Genomic DNA, 16,629 nt, shown 5'->3' with positions numbered 1-16,629 from the left:
ATTCCCTCATAATTATCAGTAATCCCCCTAATTTTGTATTACCTTTATAAGACAATATAAAAATAAACCAGAGTGTCACTATAGACCCTGGTTTATACCTATATACATTTAGCTTTAATGAGTAACTATTACTAAAAATCTAATAGTTTTTTCTTAAGTGTATATTCTACTAATTCTGGTTTAGATTTCAAATCTAATTTAGTCATGATATGTGTTTTATGTGCTTCAACAGTTTTAACTGAAACAAATAACTTTTCAGCGATTTCTTTGTTACCATATCCTTTAGCAATCAAAGGTAAAATTTCTAGTTCTCTTTTTGAAAGTATCTTAAATGGATCGTTAGTAGCTTTTTCGTCTACATTAGAATGGTTAACAAACTCATTTACTAGTGATGTAGTAAGTTTCATATCTACATAAGTTTCACCCTTGAATACAGTTCGCACTGCTAGAACTAATTGTTCATCTGGAGAATTTTTTAAGATATAACCTTTAGCACCATTTCTTAAAACATGGAATAGGTACTCATCATCATCATACATTGTTAAAATTAAAATTTTAGTTTCTGGAAAACTTTCAGAAATTTTACTTGTAGCAATTAATCCTGATTCACCAGGTGGCATACTTAAATCCATAATTAATACGTCCGGCTTGTATTCCATTACTTTTTGATAGGCTTCTACGCCATCTGCTGCAGTTGCGACGACTTCCATGTCTTCTTGAAAATTTAAGATCATTGAGAAGCCTGTTCTCACTACTGCATGGTCGTCTGCGATTACAATTTTCAATTTAATTCCCCCAACATGCCTAAAGTGGTATTTCTAAGGTAATAATCGTGCCTTTACCCATGTGAGTCTCTATATTTACCGTTCCCTTAACCAGTTCAGCTCTTTCATTCATGCCATATAATCCTAATCCCGTACCTTGTGGGGTTGAATTTGGGTCAAATCCTATTCCTCTATCAATAATTTCAGCCATTAAAGTTCCGTCAGTCTGTTGAATTGAGACATCTACTTCACTGACACCTGCATATTTCAACGCATTAAATACTGCTTCTTGAACAATTCGATAAACGACTGTTTCAATTTCACTATCATAACGTGCATTATTAATATTAGAATTATAGATAACTTCTAGTCCATAATTCTCTTCAAATTGTTTAAAATAAGATTTAAAAGCCGCTTCTAACCCTAAATCATCTAATGACGATGGTCTCAATTCCACCGATAAATTACGTATATCATCAATTAATTTAGACATTAGCCCTTCGATATGTTCAGACTTATCTACGAGTTCCGTCATATCTTGTTGATACTTTAACAATCTTAATTCCACATCAATATTTAACATTTCTTGCACAACACTATCATGTAACTCTCTTGAAATTCGTTTACGCTCATTTTCTTGAGCTGAAATCGTTTTTCGTAACATTTGGTGTTGGTACATCTTCTCTTGTCGTTCAATTTGAGGTGAAATATCTTGCAACGTGAAGGCATAAATATTTTTATTGTCATCAATACATTGATAACTTGCGGTAAATGGTTGTACTTTATTATCGACCGTCTTCATAAATACCTGAAAGTTTTTATCATTAGGTCTCGATGTATATAAATAACAATTAATACAACTTTGCAAAGCAAATTCATTGGAATATCCTTCACATCGATTACATATTGCATTCGTCATTGCACTATAATTATTATCCTCTGAAATAATTTCTTGAGCTGCTTTATTCATAGCTATTACTTTGCCTTCATTATTTACAAAGACAATTTTTTCATTTGTAGTTTCGTAATATTTCTTCAGCAAGTCTTCTATCATTTCATTTTGTATATCCAACACTTGTGTCACCTACATTTCTTCAGTAAATGCCCATAACTTACCATAAATATTTAAGCTATTGTCTTTTGGTAATGGTTTCTCGTTTCTTTGGCCTAACAGTAATACACCATAAATTTGTTGTTGGAAACATAACGGTATAGCCACAACTGCTGTTAGTTTTTCGCTACTTAAGATTGGATAATTAAATCTTTCTTCAGGTGATAAGCTTTGAGAAACATCGGCAATAATCATTCTCTTAGCGGTCTTCATTACCATTCCAGCTAACCCTCTGCCTTTTCTTAAAATAATCAATTTATACCGATCATTTAAATTTCCAGAAACGTAACGCCACTTTATCGGCGCCGAAGTAGAATGTTGTTCATACAAAGCTATCCCCGCGAAATCATACCCCTCTGATTCTCTTAAAGCGTCTAATTCTTCTTGAAAATCATGTGTTTCAAATAATGGTTCAGATGCCACTATCGTATCTCCTTTCATATCATGAACGTGTTTTATGTCTTCTATAAACAATATATCTTCTATTCGCATATGATAAAGGAACGCTCCACACATGTACTAAACGCGTAAATGGCCAGCATGCTAATATAGTAAAGCCTAATAAAATATGAATCTTGAATGATAATGGCACGCCTACCATTAAATTAGCATTAGGTGAAAATGTGAAGAGATGTCTAAACCATATAGAAATTGTTTGTCGATAATCAAAATCAGTTATAACAGCATTAGTTACTAACGTTGAATAGCAACCCATAAATATGATAATGATTAATAAAGCATTAACAAATATATCCGATGCCGAACTTAACTTTCTTACGTTCTTTATAGTAAGACGTCTTGCTGTTAACATTAACATACCAATAAATGTCATTATACCAAATATACTACCAATATACACCGCACCGAAATGGTACATCCCTTCGCTTACACCTAAACCATCTATCCATTTTGCAGGGATTGCTAATCCCACTACATGTCCGAAAAATACGGGAATAATTCCTAAATGAAATAATAAACTTCCCCATTTAAGCTGCTTTTTTTCTAAAAACTCACTAGACTTTGCAGTCCATGAAAATTGATCATATTTATAGCGCGCAATATGGCCTACTATAAAAATCGCGACACATAGATAGGGAAAGATAATCCACAAAAATTGATTAAGCATGATGTGTCACCTCTTTAGGTACGTCTATGCATTCTTTCAATGTTTCTCTTAATGCTCGAATCACATAAGCATATGGGTTATTATCTTGAGCTAGATGATTAGCCATTTCATAAGTACCATCTTCAATAATCATGATGACTAGTTCAATATTACCTTCAGCACGTGGGTCATCTTGCCATTTAGCAACATGTAAGAACTGTAACATTAAAGGTAGAAAGTCAGATAACTCGTTATCAACCATTTTTAAGCCAAACATTTCATATAATACCTTTAATTTAGCCAACATTTGACCTCTCTCTTTTTGAGTATCAAATTTATTGTAGGTCATATATAATGGAAACTTTTTATTAAAATCAAAGGTATCTGTATAAATCGCTTTAATTTCAGATAGTGTAAATTGGTGCATGATATCACGATATTGTACTAAATCTTGATAACCGGGATGTGACGCATCAATAGCTTCGTCAAACGTTTTAGGATGAAAGGTTAGCTTTTCAGGAAAATTAAGTTGCTGCGCAATGTAGCCTAGACTTTCTTGATAATAATAAAATTTATCTAAATTAATCACGGAAGATACCTCCATAAAAATTATCATTATAAATTTCTTGTCCTGTTTTTCCTGAACCGACTGCTACGCCACAACCTTCACAGTTATCCCCAAAGTATTCGCCGCCATATCCTTGGCTTCCTTGTGCATGGTACGTATCTAAATAACTTTCTTTATGTGATGTTGGCACGACGAAACGATCTTCATATTTAGCTAAGCCTAATAGACGATACATTTCTTTCGTTTGAATTTCTGAAAGTCCTAATCTTTCTAATCTAGACGTATCAAATTCCTTACCTGTAACTTCAGCTCTCATGTAGCTTCTCATCATTGCCATACGTTGTAATGCCTCTTTAACTGGTTCGACTTTTCCAGCTGTGAATAAATTGGCTAAATATTCAATTGGTAAACGCATTTCTTCAATTGCTGGGAAAATCATATCAGGATTTTGGCCAGCATTTTTACCTTCAAAGTAACTCATGATTGGGCTAAGTGGTGGACAATACCATACCATTGGCATTGTTCTAAATTCTGGGTGCAATGGGAATGCTAATTTATATTCTATTGCCAATTTATAAACGGGTGAGTTTTGAGCCGCTTCAATCCATTCATAGCTAATGCCATCTTTTTCAGCTTGTTCAATGACTTCTTCATCAAAAGGATTTAAGAATATATCTAGTTGTTTTTCATACAAATCTTGTTCGTTTTCTGCTGACGCTGCTTCATGCACTCTATCAGCATCATAAAGTAATACACCTAAATATCTCATGCGACCTGTACATGTTTCTGAACATACGGTAGGTAAGCCTGCTTCAATTCTAGGGAAACAGAATGTACATTTCTCCGCTTTATTTGTTTTCCAGTTAAAATAAACTTTTTTATATGGGCAGCCTGTCATACAATAACGCCAACCACGACAAGCATCTTGGTCTACTAGCACGATGCCGTCTTCATCTCTTTTATACATTGCGCCTGATGGACATGAAGCTACGCAACTAGGATTTAAACAATGTTCACATAGACGTGGCAAATACATCATAAATGTTTCATCAAACTGGAATTTAATGTCTTCTTCAATTTTTTGAATATTTGGATCTTCTGGACCAGTAATATGTGCACCAGCTAAATCATCTTCCCAGTTAGGTCCCCATTCAAGATTCAGTTTATCTCCAGAAATTAAAGAATGTGCTTTTGCTACAGGTGAATGTTTACCTTCTTTAGCTGTAGTTAAATGTTCATAGTTATATGTCCATGGTTCATAATAGTCTTTGATAAGAGGCATGTCTGGATTGTAAAAGATCTTACCTAGTGCCATTTTAGTCCATCGACTACCAGATTTAAGTTCAAGTTTACCTTTTTTATTTAGGACCCAGCCACCTTTATATTGTTCTTGGTCTTCCCAACGTTTTGGATAACCGATACCCGGTTTAGTTTCTACGTTATTAAACCACATATATTCGGCTCCGGGTCTATTAGTCCATGTGTTTTTACATGTAACACTACATGTATGACACCCTATACATTTATCTAAATTTAACACCATTGCAATCTGCGCTTTAATCTTCAAGCCAATTTACCTCCTTCATCTTTCTAACGGCAACATATACGTCTCTTTGGTTACCGATAGGACCATAGTAATTGAAGTGATAGCTAATTTGAGCATATCCTCCAACTAGTTGTGTTGGTTTTAAGTGAATTCTTGTTGGTGCATTATGAGAACCACCACGTGTATCAGTAAGTTCTGAACCAGGTGTTTCAATGTGTTTATCTTGAGCATGATACATAAACATCGTACCTCTTGGCATACGGTGTGATGTAACCGCTCTCGCTGTTACTACACCATTTCGGTTATATACTTCAAGCCAGTCATTATCATTAATGTCATGTTCGGCAGCATCTTCATTTGAAATCCAAACTACTGGGCCACCTCTGAATAATGTCAACATACGTTCATTATCTTGATATGTTGAATGAATATTCCATTTACCGTGAGGTGTTAAATAGCGAAGTACTAGTGCATCTTGTCCACCTTTAACTTGTTTATCTCTAGTACCAAATACCATTGGCGGTAACGTCGGTTTGTAGACTGGTAAGCTTTCTCCAAATTGTTGAAATACTTCATGGTCGATGTAATAGCTTTGTCTACCTGTCAATGTTCTAAATGGAACTAAGCGTTCAATGTTTGTAGTGAATGGTGAATATCTACGGTCATTTTTATTAGAACCTGGGAATACAGCTGTTGGAATGACCTCACGTGGTTGAGAAGTGATATTTAAGAAAGAAATCTTTTCAGATGCACGTTCTTTGGAAATATCTTTTAACTCCATACCAGTTTGGTTTTCTAAATCTTCATAAGATTTTTGTGATAACTTACCGTTCGTTGCAGATGAAATATTTAAAATAGCGTCTGCTACTTTGCGAGCAGTATCAATTCGCGGTCTATCATTTCTTACAGAGTCGTTATCATCATCATTCCATGTGCCAACTATACTTTTTAATTCATCATATTCATCTTTGACACCGTAACTTACGCCATGCGCACCTATCTTACCGTTTTCAAGTTTTGGACCTAATGTAACGTATTTATCATAAATTTTTGTATAGTCACGTTCTACGATTGAGAAGTTCGGCATCGTTTTGCCTGGGATGCCTTCTACTTCATCTTTAGACCAATCTTTAACTATGCCATATTCAGAACCAAGTTCTTGTTTAGAGTCGTGGCCTAATGGCGTAGTTACAACATCTTTAAACGTACCTGGCAAGTAATCTTTTGCCATTTCTGAAACAGCTTTACTTAGTGTTTTATAGATATCCCAATCCGAACGTGATTCCCATAATGGATCAATAGCTGGATTAAATGGATGAATAAATGGATGCATGTCAGTTGATGAGATGTCATGTTTTTCATACCATGTCGCAGCTGGTAAGACGATATCAGAGTACAACGGTGTCGCTGTCATTCTGAAATCAAGTGACACTAATAAATCAAGCTTGCCAACTGTATCTTCTCGCCATTTAATTTCTTCTGGTTTATCCTCTTCATTTGGTTCTGCCATAAGACCAGAACGTGCGCCCAATAAATGTTTCATAAAATATTCTTGACCTTTAGCTGAGCTTGAAATCAAATTAGATCTCCAAACGAATAATGTTTTAGGATGATTTTTTCTTAAATCAGGATCTTCTATAGCAAATTGTGTTTCCTTATTCTTCACTGAATTGATTGCATTTTTTAAAATCGTTTCATTAGAAGCATCGCCCGCTTCTTTAGCTTCTTCTCCAAACAATAAACTATTTTTATTAAATTGAGGATATGAAGGTAACCATCCTAAACGCGCTGCAGTAACGTTATAGTCAGCAGGATGTTGATGTTTAATATTTTTAGCTAGTGGCGATTTTAATTTATCGACATTAGACTCTTCGTATTTCCATTGGTCTGTAGCAAAATAGAACCAACTTGTACCGTTTTGTAAGCGTGGTGGGCCTTGCCAATCTTTAGCAAAGGCAATTGTGTTCCATCCTTCGATTGGTCTACATTTTTCTTGACCAACGTAGTGTGCCCAACCTCCGCCGTTAACGCCTTGGCAACCACATAACAATACTAAATTTAAAATTGCACGATAAATCGTATCTGAATTAAACCAGTGATTAATACCGGCGCCCATAATAATCATTGAACGACCTTCAGTATCGATTGCATTTTGTGCAAATTCTCTTGCTACTTGTGTAACCAAATTACTTTTTATGCCTGTAATTTCTTCTTGCCAAGCAGGTGTATATTTAGATTGAACATCATTATAAGATGTAGCTTCTAATTCATGATTGAAACGTTTGATACCGTATTGACTGGCCATTAAGTCATAAACTGTAGCAATATAGACCTCTTCTCCATTTGCTAATGTGATTTTTTTAGTAGGAATAACTCTTTCAAATATTCCATCACCTTTACTATCAAAATATGGAAATTGAATTGTTTGTAATTCGAACTCATCCTCAGTCATTGATAGTGCTGGATTAATTTTAGTACCATCTTCTGTTTCAAGTTTTAAATTCCACTTTGTATCTTCTTCCCAACGTTGACCCATTGTTCCATTAGGTACTACTAATTGTTGGCTAATCGTATCTTGAATAACTGGTTTCCATTCACCATTTTTATTGTCTTGACCTAAATCACTTGCACGTAAAAATCTTCCAGCTTTATAGCCGTTATCATCTTTGTCTAGCATAATGACAAATGGCATATCTGAATATTGTTTAGCATAATTGATAAACATTTCACTTGGATTATCTTCATAAAACTCTTGTAAGATAACATATGTCATTGCTTGTGCAACAGCAGCATCTGTACCTGGATTAGGTGCTAACCAGTTGTCAGCAAATTTAACGTTTTCAGCGTAATCAGGTGCAACGGAAATAACTTTTGTGCCTTTATATCTCACTTCTGTCATAAAATGTGCATCTGGTGTACGAGTTAAAGGTACATTTGAACCCCACATGATAATATATGAAGCGTTATACCAATCACTTGATTCTGGCACATCTGTTTGTTCTCCCCAAATTTGCGGTGAAGCTGGTGGTAAATCGGCGTACCAGTCATAGAAGCTAAGCATTTCTCCACCAAGTAAATTAATAAATCTTGCCCCTGATGCATAACTGATCATTGACATTGCTGGAATTGGTGTAAAGCCTGCAATTCTATCTGGGCCATCTTTTTTAATGGTATATAAGATTTGTGCTGCAATAATATCAGTAGCATCTTTCCAATTAGTACGAACAAGTCCACCTTTACCTCGCGCTTCTTTATATGATTTGGCTTTTTCTTCATCTTCAATAATAGAAGCCCATGCAGCAATACGATTACCATTATTTTCTTCAAGTGCTTCACTCCATAAATCCAATAATTTACTACGGATATAAGGATATTTCACACGTAATGGACTATATTCATACCATGAGAATGAAGCGCCACGCGGACAACCACGAGGTTCAAATTCTGGCATATCTGGTCCACAACTTGGATAATCGATTTGTTGATTTTCCCATGTGATAACACCATTTTTAACAAATACTTTCCACGAACAAGAACCAGTACAATTCACGCCATGTGTAGTTCTTACCACTTTGTCATGACTCCATCGCTCTCGATACATTTTCTCCCATTCTCTGCTTTTACTTTCTAATACGGACCAGTTTCCATTAAATTTTTCTGTTGGTTTAAAAAAGTTTAATCCAAATTTTCCCATTTATATGAATCCTCCTACCTCTATAGGTATTAGTTAACTATGTTAAATGCCGATTACATGTTTATTTATCTAGATTGTACAATTTTTCACAATTAATAAATATTAGGGATTTGCCTATTTAACTATGGGGATTCCCTGAATATTGAAGATTTAGGAGGAAGTAATTGGAAAATTAAAAACAGCCCAGAACATGTAATAAAATGTTTCTGGACTGCCTTTCGCTTCTTAAACTTCTATATATTTAATATTATTTGTTTCAATAATGCGTTGATATACTTGTTCTTGAGAACTATGGTATTGAGCTCCATAGTCTACTAAACATCTCTGTCCTCTATCTGATCGAATCTCAGCTTCAATTAACACATCTTCTTTTGAACCTTTAATGATATATAAAGTATCATCAAATGAATAATTAGAGCCTACTATATGTTCGACATCGATATAATCAATAATCGCACCGAGTATACAAATACCAGGTTCACCATCTAATTGAAGTTGTTGTAGTTGATGCTCAATGTTACTTAATCTTCCTGTCACCACTTTTTGATTATAACAAGTTGCATTAAAAACAATCGCAATTGAATAATCTTCATCCGTAAATTGAGAGATTTGTTGGATAATATTTCCAAGACGTTTAACTCCCATATAAATTGCAAGGGTGCCACCATTTAACAAATTACGAATATCTGTATCGTGATTGCTAGAATTTTTAAAATGTCCTGTGGAAAATGTGACACTTGGAGCTACGGCACGCATAGTTAATCCTAAATCCATAGTCGCAACGGCCGCACTTGCTGAAGTTACGCCAGGTACAATTTCATATGAGATATTATATTGTTTCAAAGTATTCACTTCTTCAGTGACACGTCCAAATATCGCCGGGTCTCCACCTTTTAATCGCACCACTGTTTGATGTTTCTGTGCTGCTTCAACTATTTTAAGATTAATATCGTCTTGTTGAATGTGCTTTACATAAGGTTTCTTCCCCACATCTATAACTTCGGATGTTGCGGGGGCATATTGTAATATTAATGGATTGACTAAACGATCATATAGAATGACATCTGCCTTTCTAATTAAACGTTCAGCTTTTTTGGTTAATAGATTAGGATTTCCGGGACCCGCTCCTATTAAATAAACTTTATTGCCACTGTCTATAGACATACATAAACCGCTCCGTCTATTACTTCAACTTTATATTTCTGAACACAACCTGTATCTGGCTCTTGCACTTCACCTGTTCTTAAGTCTATTTTTTGGTCATGTAAGGGACAATACACATATTCTCCACTAACAGTTCCTTCAGATAATGGGCCTTGTTTATGGGGGCAAACATTATTGATAGCGTGTATATCTCCTGATTCAGTTAGAAAAATACCAATTTGTTTGCCATCGACAATCACTTTTTTCCCAATTAATGGTGTTAACTCCTCTAATGTAGTCACTTTAACTTTTTCCATTGCTTGCATCATTTACACCTTCTCAACTTCAAAGATTTTTTGTTCTTCTTTATTTTCAACAATTGCTTCCCAAGGTTCGCTGTCAATTGCTTTTTTAGCATCCATAATTCGATTGAACAATTCGTCTTGTCTATCAGCATCGAGTAAGACTTCTTTAACGTTTTCAAAGCCTAATCGATTTAGCCAAGGTGCAGTTCTTTCAGCATAAATTCCAGTTTCTCTATAATATTGCATTAAAGCACCACATAATTTGATGACATCATCTTCTGTTTCAACAGTTGTTAGTAATTGACCGATTGTTACATCTGTTCCACCGTTGCCACCGATATAAATTTGATAACCATTTTCTACTGAAATCACACCGAAGTCTTTAACTCCTGATTCTACACAACTACGAGGACAACCTGAAACACCCATTTTAAATTTATGAGGTGTGTCGATATATTCAAATGTTTTTTCTAATCTTATACCTAATCGAGTGGTATATTGCGTACCGAAACGACAGAATTCTTTACCTACGCAGCTTTTTACTGAACGTGTTTTTTTGCCATATGCTGAAGCTGAACGCATACCTAAATCTGCCCAAACTTTTGGTAGTTCTTCTTTTTTCAAACCGTATAATCCTACACGTTGTGAGCCAGTGACTTTAACTAATGGCACATTATATTTCTTCGCTACTTCACCTAATCTAATTAATTGGTCAGCATCTGTGACGCCACCACGCATTTGCGGGATTACTGAGAACGTACCATCATTTTGAATATTCGCATGATAACGTTCGCTCGCAAAACGAGACTCTTTTTCATCTTGATGATCATGTGGGTAGACCATATTGAGATAGTAGTTAATTGCTGGACGGCATTTTGGACATCCATTTTTATCTTTAAAATCTAGTACGTGACGTACTTCTTTAGATGTTTTAAGTCCTTTAGCTCTAATTTGAGTAACAATTTGATCTCGAGTTAAATCAGTACATGCACAAATTCCAGAAGGTTTTGCTGCCACGAAGTCATCGCCTAAAGTACATTGTAGTAATTCTCCAATTTGACCTTTACATTTACCACATGAGTTACCAGCTTTTGTTGCTTTTGTCACTTCATCTACAGAAGTTAAACCTTTAGTTGTAATCGCGTTTACGATAGTTCCTTTATCAACACCGTTACAACCACAAATCGTTTCATCATCTGGCATATCGGCAATAGAAGTCGCAGCTTCTTCGCCACCTTTATACAATAATGAAACTAATGTATAGTCTTCTAATGATTCATGTTTTTTCATCATATTATAGAATCGTGAACCGTCGTCTGTATCTCCGTATAAAACGGCGCCTACCACTTGACCATTACTTAGATATACTTTTTTGTAGATATTGTCCACGCTATTAAATATTTCTATACCATGTACATCTTCACTTTCAACAATTTGTCCGGCGCTATATAAATCGCAACCTGATACTTTTAATGAAGTAAATGTTGTAGAACCTTTATAGCCGTCTGTGTCTTTACCTGTTAAATAATCTGCAAGCACTTTACCTTGTTCATATAAAGGCGCTACTAGCCCATATACTTTACCATTATGTTCTGAACATTCGCCTACAGCGTAGATACTAGGATCAGAAGTTTGAAGATAATCATTGACTACAATACCTCTATTTACTTCTAAACCTGCATCTTTTGCTACATTTACAAATGGACGAATACCAACTGCCATTACTACCAAGTCTGTTTCAATAACACGCCCATCTGATAATTTAATTGCTTCCACATCATCATTACCGATAATTTCTTTGGAATTGGCCTGAAGTTCAATGTGCATACCTTGACGTTCTAAATCCGCTTTAAGCATGCCGCCTGCTTTACGATCAAGTTGCATTTCCATTAACCATTCCGCTAAATGTAATACAGTCACGTCCATGCCTTGATCCATTAAACCACGTGCACATTCAAGTCCAAGTAGTCCCCCGCCGATAACTACTGCACGTTTTTTAGTTTTAGCAATTTCAATCATACGTTCTGTGTCTTCAATTGTTCGCCAACCGATAACGCTCGGTAAATCAGAGCCTGGGATTGGTAAGACAAATGCGCTAGACCCTGTCGCAAAAATACAAATATCGTAGTCTACATCAATGCCGTTTGATGTAGTAACAATTTTATTTGCTCTATCTACTGATTCAACAGGATCATTAACTATCAATTGAATGTTATTGTCTTCATACCAATCATACGGATTCATGATTGTATCTTCGACAGTCATTTTCTTTTGTAAAATATTAGATAGCATGATTCTGTTATAGTTAGGATAAGGTTCTTTACCAATGACCGTAATATCGAATTGGTTATCAGAACGCTCTAATATTTCTTCGATTGTTCTAATACCAGCCATACCGTTTCCTATCATTACTAGTTTCTGTTTAGCCATAAAATATTCCCCTTTTATTACTTGAGATTTTAATATTCCTCTATATGCAAAATTATTAATTATTAGACTTTTTAAGTTTTCTTTGTCGTTACTGCCATTCTATAACAGTTTTACTTATTTTTGTGAATTTATTCACATAAAAATATAAAATCAGGGATTTCCCTAATACGTAATTTAGAGGTTTTAGCTAAAGTTTTTGGTTGATCTATTTTCAAAACGAAACTGGCTGAATAACTACAAATAAAAAAACAATCCAAGGCACGTAGTTCATGCTTCGGATTGTTCATATTTGAAATCTATACTTTAACAAGCTCAATATTCATCGTCACGCTTAAAAGGACTAAATAAACATTGAACGCTTCCCTGTTTTACACCGTTAACTGTGCTAAGCGTTCGCTAATAATGAGTTTAAGAATATTATCAAAATTAATGGACGGTGTGATATGTAAGGTATTCTCTATCTCCATTTCTGAAATAAGACGTTTGACTTTATTAACTAGACGCCCGTCGTATAAAAACATCGGGACGATGATAAGGTTCTCATATTGACGTGATAGCTGATCTAAGTCATTTCTAAATGTGATATCTCCATAGAGTGTGCGACTATAAATGGGTGCGTCTTGAGTTAATTTTCCACTAAATTCCTTTAACTCTTCATGTGCTTGAGTGTAAGAAAAGCTACCATGTGCGATTAATACAATCGCATAATTTTTAGTCTTATCGATGTGTACGTCGTTAATACGTTTTTCAACTAAATCTACCATATAGTCATGTGTACCTAGTGGATTACTGATTTCATAACTTATTTCTGGATGAGCGTGTTTGATATTTTCTAAAATTTCTGGGACATCGACAATGTAATGCATGGCTGAAAAAATAAGCAGCGGTACGACTTTGAAACGTGTTTCGCCTTGTTTAATAAGACGCTCTACTGTCTTCTCGATACTTTTTTCTTCACTTTCAATAAATGCTAATTCATAATCATACGTTTCATCACTTAAAAGATGCTCTAGAAATTCTCCAAGTGCTTTATTTTGTTCGCCTTTTCTCATGCCGTGAGCGACTAGAATATTAGCTACCATATCTCTCATCCCTTTCATTTTTGGAAAATAAACGCTTTGTATCTGGCTAAATCTTAATGTTGATTAAAATGATATGTTTTAATGCGTAGTAAGTCAACCTTGATGTGATAGACTGCCTTATTTTTCAAATTTAATTTATAATTATTTAATGCTTAAACTGTCGCGTTGTCCATTAAGATAAGCGTAGACGAGACCTACAAAGATACCTCCACCAATATAGTTACCAATTAAAGCGAAGATGATGTTTTTCGCAACTCCTAACCATGAGACGGCATCTAAATTATAAAACACCATACCTGCGTATAATCCTGCATTAAAGACAACGTGTTCATAGCCCATAAAGACAAAGACGATGACGCCTGTTGCAATAAAGAATGTTCTTGATAAACCATCTTTAAATAACATAGACACGTAGATACCAATATTAATAAAGAAATTACAGAAAATCCCTTTAACTAATATATTTAACCATGTAGATTCTACAGTCTTCATATGTACTGTTTTACTTAAACTAGCGACCATTTCTGGTGTCATAATATGTGTACCTTTCATTAAGAAAAATAATATAAATCCGCCTATAATATTCCCCACAAAACAGAATAGAAAGATGTATAACATTTTCTTGATAGAAAGTGCTTTATAGTACCAACCGACTGTTAAATACATGAAATTACTTGTTAGTAATTCAGAATTTGTTAAGACGATTAAGACTAACGCTAAACTAAAAGCAATAGCACCTAATAAGTTAACTAATCCTTCATTGGTACCGGCAAATTGTGTTTTTATCGCTAACATAAACACAGTTACAATAGCCAATAAAAATCCTGACATCATGGCTTTTAAAGCATAACGCCCTGGTGTTTTAAATGCCATGACTTCCTTAGTTTGTACCTGGCTTACCGCCGCTTCAACGATATCGCGGGTTGCATGGGTATCGTTAATCGTTTTTTTGTTGTCTAACATATGTAATTCCCCCTATCTCAATATAATACTTTTCATTATATAGTTTTAATTCACTCGTTCATAGGAGAATTGTCATTTTTGTTACATAAAAAGATGCCGAACAGAAATCTAGAGAGCGGAAATCAAACGTATCTTCATTTCAGACAACTACTGCCAAAAATAAAAGCCGAGCCATTATTATATTAATGACTCGGCCTCAAATCTCTATTCAATTTCTAGTGCTTATCCTCTTTTTAATTTAGATAAGTAGTGTAAGCCACTAGCGAATATACCATAACCTAATGCTGTTCTTAAGACGTATTTAACTACGCCATTATTTAAGCATTTAGAATTAAATATTAATGTAGGTATTAATGTACTAACGGAAAATAATGCTAGTACTTTCAAGTATCTTTTGTTCACATTATCAACCCCTCTTCCCCCTACATTATAACTTAATTTTTATTTTATAAATTTGACATACTTATGACTTTTTATTTTTTAATAGTGTATCAAGTTGGTCAAGTGTAGCATTCATACCAGCTTCTACACCCATATTAAGTGCACCTTCAGCAGCTTCTTTAGTTGGAAAAACAGACGTTGATGTAATCGTCGTTCTCTCATCGCCTTGCGCATCAAAGTCTAAATATACTTGCATACCCGGTAAGCGTGTATCTTTCTCTCCTTGTGGTGTTGCAAAGAAGTCGAGATACTCAATATGATTAGGCTGATCAATAGTTTTATATTCAGTCAGTGTGTAACTAGTATGTTCAGAAGTTTCAATTGCAAAGAACGCTTCTCCACCTTCTACTGCATTAAATTTGAACACTTTTGTTTTAGCACCTTGTGGGTGAAACCATTGTTCGAACAACTCTTTAGTAGTATAAGCTTTAAACACTTCATTAATTGGCGCATCAAAGGTTCTAGTAAAAATGATTTTATTATCTTTCACTTCTATTGTCATCATGTGTCTCCCTTATTTTCATCACTTTATATCTCATAATATAGCAATCTTTCTTAATTATCATAACAAAAGATTCAGACAAAAATCTAATTTCTACAAATAGGTGCCGTAAGACACTTATACTATCTAAAATGAAAAAGAGTCAGTACAAGGCGTCATTGCCTCGTACTGACTCATATTAAATGTTTATATTCAAAAATTGATATTATTCTTCAATAGGAAATTCTAAATCGAATTCAACATCTAAATCTTTACCTAATAAGAAACCACCTGTTTCAAGTTGTTGGTTGAATGTGATTTCATATTTTTCACGGTTAATACTACCTGTAATTACAAAACCGGCAGTGTTTTTACCGTTTAAAGGATTTAAACTGATACCTTTGTAATCTAGGTCGAATGTTTCTTCTTGTGTTTGGTCTTTAATAGTTAAATTACCAGTTACTGAATTCTCGTTTACTTTTGTAATTTCAAATTTAATTTTAGGATAATTTTCAACATCTAAGAAGTCTGCACTTTTAAGATGATTATCACGATCTTTCACTTTAGTATCGATTGAATTAGCTTGAATTACAAATGTACCTTGTAATGAACTTAAATCGTTAAAATCACCTGTGATGTCAGCGTCGAATTCATTAAAACGACCTTTAACGTTTGATACTACTAAATGTTGAATAGAAAAGTTTACTCCTGAATGTACTGGATCTAAATTAAAATTAGCCATGCTTACATACCTCCAATGATTTAAATTATGAAACTACAACTAAGAATCAGTTTTATAGTTTGTATAATTATTATACTTAGTATATTAAAGCAACTAGAAGTTAATTACAAGTAAAAAGACTCAAGTTGAAAATGGTTGATTATTTAATTTTCAAATTACTCTAATTACTTTAGCTAATTTTTCTATTCCCGTTTTTCTTAAAAGTAATGTTATTGAGATTGAGACATTAATGATTTGCGCTCTGGGAAACCGAT

15 protein-coding genes are annotated in these 16,629 nt (G+C 34.4%); all 15 read right to left on the bottom strand.

Translation table 11 applies throughout. The features are described 5' to 3' along the window. Window positions 1-131: 131 nt before the first annotated feature. The 15 genes from nreC to HS848_RS08570 all read right to left on the bottom strand — a co-directional run bounded on the left by nreC (window position 132) and on the right by HS848_RS08570 (window position 16,375). Window positions 132-785, bottom strand: coding sequence for a response regulator transcription factor (gene nreC / locus HS848_RS08640; protein ID WP_198612017.1), 654 nt, complete (start codon window positions 783-785; stop codon window positions 132-134). Window positions 786-804: 19 nt separating this feature from the next. After that, complete coding sequence (nreB, locus tag HS848_RS08635; protein WP_232806151.1) at window positions 805-1,818, bottom strand: nitrate respiration regulation sensor histidine kinase NreB; 1,014 nt, start codon at window positions 1,816-1,818, stop codon at window positions 805-807. A 30-nt stretch (window positions 1,819-1,848) separates the two neighbouring features. After that, window positions 1,849-2,298 carry a nitrate respiration regulation accessory nitrate sensor NreA gene (nreA, locus tag HS848_RS08630; RefSeq protein ID WP_332871290.1) on the bottom strand — a complete coding sequence of 150 codons (450 nt, stop codon included), beginning with the start codon at window positions 2,296-2,298 and terminating at the stop codon, window positions 1,849-1,851. A 19-nt stretch (window positions 2,299-2,317) separates the two neighbouring features. After that, window positions 2,318-3,001 (bottom strand): respiratory nitrate reductase subunit gamma, encoded by a 684-nt coding sequence (gene narI / locus HS848_RS08625; RefSeq protein WP_198612016.1) that lies wholly within the window; start codon window positions 2,999-3,001, stop codon window positions 2,318-2,320. After that, the gene (gene narJ / locus HS848_RS08620) at window positions 2,994-3,569 is read right to left on the bottom strand and encodes a nitrate reductase molybdenum cofactor assembly chaperone (RefSeq protein ID WP_198612015.1); all 576 of its coding nucleotides are present in this window, start codon (window positions 3,567-3,569) and stop codon (window positions 2,994-2,996) included. Before narJ ends, narI begins: the two co-directional genes overlap by 8 nt. Then, entirely contained in the window at window positions 3,562-5,115 is a 1,554-nt protein-coding gene (gene narH, locus HS848_RS08615; RefSeq protein ID WP_198612014.1) for a nitrate reductase subunit beta, read from the bottom strand. The genes narJ and narH overlap by 8 nt, the downstream gene beginning before the upstream one ends. Next, complete coding sequence (locus tag HS848_RS08610) at window positions 5,105-8,788, bottom strand: nitrate reductase subunit alpha (protein WP_198612013.1); 3,684 nt, start codon at window positions 8,786-8,788, stop codon at window positions 5,105-5,107. Before HS848_RS08610 ends, narH begins: the two co-directional genes overlap by 11 nt. A gap of 225 nt (window positions 8,789-9,013) precedes the next feature. Then, window positions 9,014-9,952 (bottom strand): uroporphyrinogen-III C-methyltransferase, encoded by a 939-nt coding sequence (cobA, locus tag HS848_RS08605; protein ID WP_198612012.1) that lies wholly within the window; start codon window positions 9,950-9,952, stop codon window positions 9,014-9,016. Further along, window positions 9,943-10,257, bottom strand: coding sequence for a nitrite reductase small subunit NirD (nirD, locus tag HS848_RS08600; RefSeq protein WP_107506748.1), 315 nt, complete (start codon window positions 10,255-10,257; stop codon window positions 9,943-9,945). Before nirD ends, cobA begins: the two co-directional genes overlap by 10 nt. Window positions 10,258-10,260: 3 nt before the next feature. Further along, window positions 10,261-12,666 carry a nitrite reductase large subunit NirB gene (gene nirB / locus HS848_RS08595; protein WP_198612011.1) on the bottom strand — a complete coding sequence of 802 codons (2,406 nt, stop codon included), beginning with the start codon at window positions 12,664-12,666 and terminating at the stop codon, window positions 10,261-10,263. A gap of 368 nt (window positions 12,667-13,034) precedes the next feature. After that, window positions 13,035-13,748, bottom strand: a complete 714-nt coding sequence (locus tag HS848_RS08590) for a sirohydrochlorin chelatase (RefSeq protein ID WP_198612010.1) — start codon at window positions 13,746-13,748, stop codon at window positions 13,035-13,037. Between the two features lie 141 nt (window positions 13,749-13,889). After that, window positions 13,890-14,711 (bottom strand): formate/nitrite transporter family protein, encoded by an 822-nt coding sequence (locus HS848_RS08585; protein WP_198612009.1) that lies wholly within the window; start codon window positions 14,709-14,711, stop codon window positions 13,890-13,892. A gap of 222 nt (window positions 14,712-14,933) precedes the next feature. After that, window positions 14,934-15,113: a hypothetical protein gene (locus HS848_RS08580; RefSeq protein ID WP_107506751.1), complete on the bottom strand. Its 180-nt coding sequence runs from the start codon at window positions 15,111-15,113 to the stop codon at window positions 14,934-14,936. A 61-nt stretch (window positions 15,114-15,174) separates the two neighbouring features. Continuing rightward, window positions 15,175-15,654: an SRPBCC family protein gene (locus tag HS848_RS08575; protein WP_198612008.1), complete on the bottom strand. Its 480-nt coding sequence runs from the start codon at window positions 15,652-15,654 to the stop codon at window positions 15,175-15,177. A gap of 205 nt (window positions 15,655-15,859) precedes the next feature. Beyond that, on the bottom strand, window positions 15,860-16,375 hold the full coding sequence (locus tag HS848_RS08570; protein ID WP_107506753.1) for a YceI family protein: 516 nt from the start codon (window positions 16,373-16,375) through the stop codon (window positions 15,860-15,862). Window positions 16,376-16,629: the final 254 nt, after the last annotated feature.

Origin of the sequence: Staphylococcus caledonicus (assembly GCF_016238465.1) — a bacterium.
In the GTDB taxonomy this organism is placed as follows: Bacteria; Bacillota; Bacilli; order Staphylococcales; family Staphylococcaceae; genus Staphylococcus; species Staphylococcus caledonicus.
The sequence above is the reverse complement of the archived record's forward strand: the minus strand, read 5'-3'. Positions and strand labels throughout refer to the sequence as shown.

Excerpts from the sequence above, each read along its gene's own strand:
- nreB (WP_232806151.1), bottom strand. The coding sequence starts at position 1,818 with ATGATAGAAGACTTGCTGAAGAAATATTACGAAACTACAAATGAAAAA.
- narI (WP_198612016.1), bottom strand. The coding sequence starts at position 3,001 with ATGCTTAATCAATTTTTGTGGATTATCTTTCCCTATCTATGTGTCGCG.
- HS848_RS08610 (WP_198612013.1), bottom strand. The coding sequence starts at position 8,788 with ATGGGAAAATTTGGATTAAACTTTTTTAAACCAACAGAAAAATTTAAT.
- cobA (WP_198612012.1), bottom strand. The coding sequence starts at position 9,952 with ATGTCTATAGACAGTGGCAATAAAGTTTATTTAATAGGAGCGGGTCCC.
- nirD (WP_107506748.1), bottom strand. The coding sequence starts at position 10,257 with ATGCAAGCAATGGAAAAAGTTAAAGTGACTACATTAGAGGAGTTAACA.
- nirB (WP_198612011.1), bottom strand. The coding sequence starts at position 12,666 with ATGGCTAAACAGAAACTAGTAATGATAGGAAACGGTATGGCTGGTATT.
- HS848_RS08590 (WP_198612010.1), bottom strand. The coding sequence starts at position 13,748 with ATGGTAGCTAATATTCTAGTCGCTCACGGCATGAGAAAAGGCGAACAA.
- HS848_RS08585 (WP_198612009.1), bottom strand. The coding sequence starts at position 14,711 with ATGTTAGACAACAAAAAAACGATTAACGATACCCATGCAACCCGCGAT.
- HS848_RS08575 (WP_198612008.1), bottom strand. The coding sequence starts at position 15,654 with ATGACAATAGAAGTGAAAGATAATAAAATCATTTTTACTAGAACCTTT.
- HS848_RS08570 (WP_107506753.1), bottom strand. The coding sequence starts at position 16,375 with ATGGCTAATTTTAATTTAGATCCAGTACATTCAGGAGTAAACTTTTCT.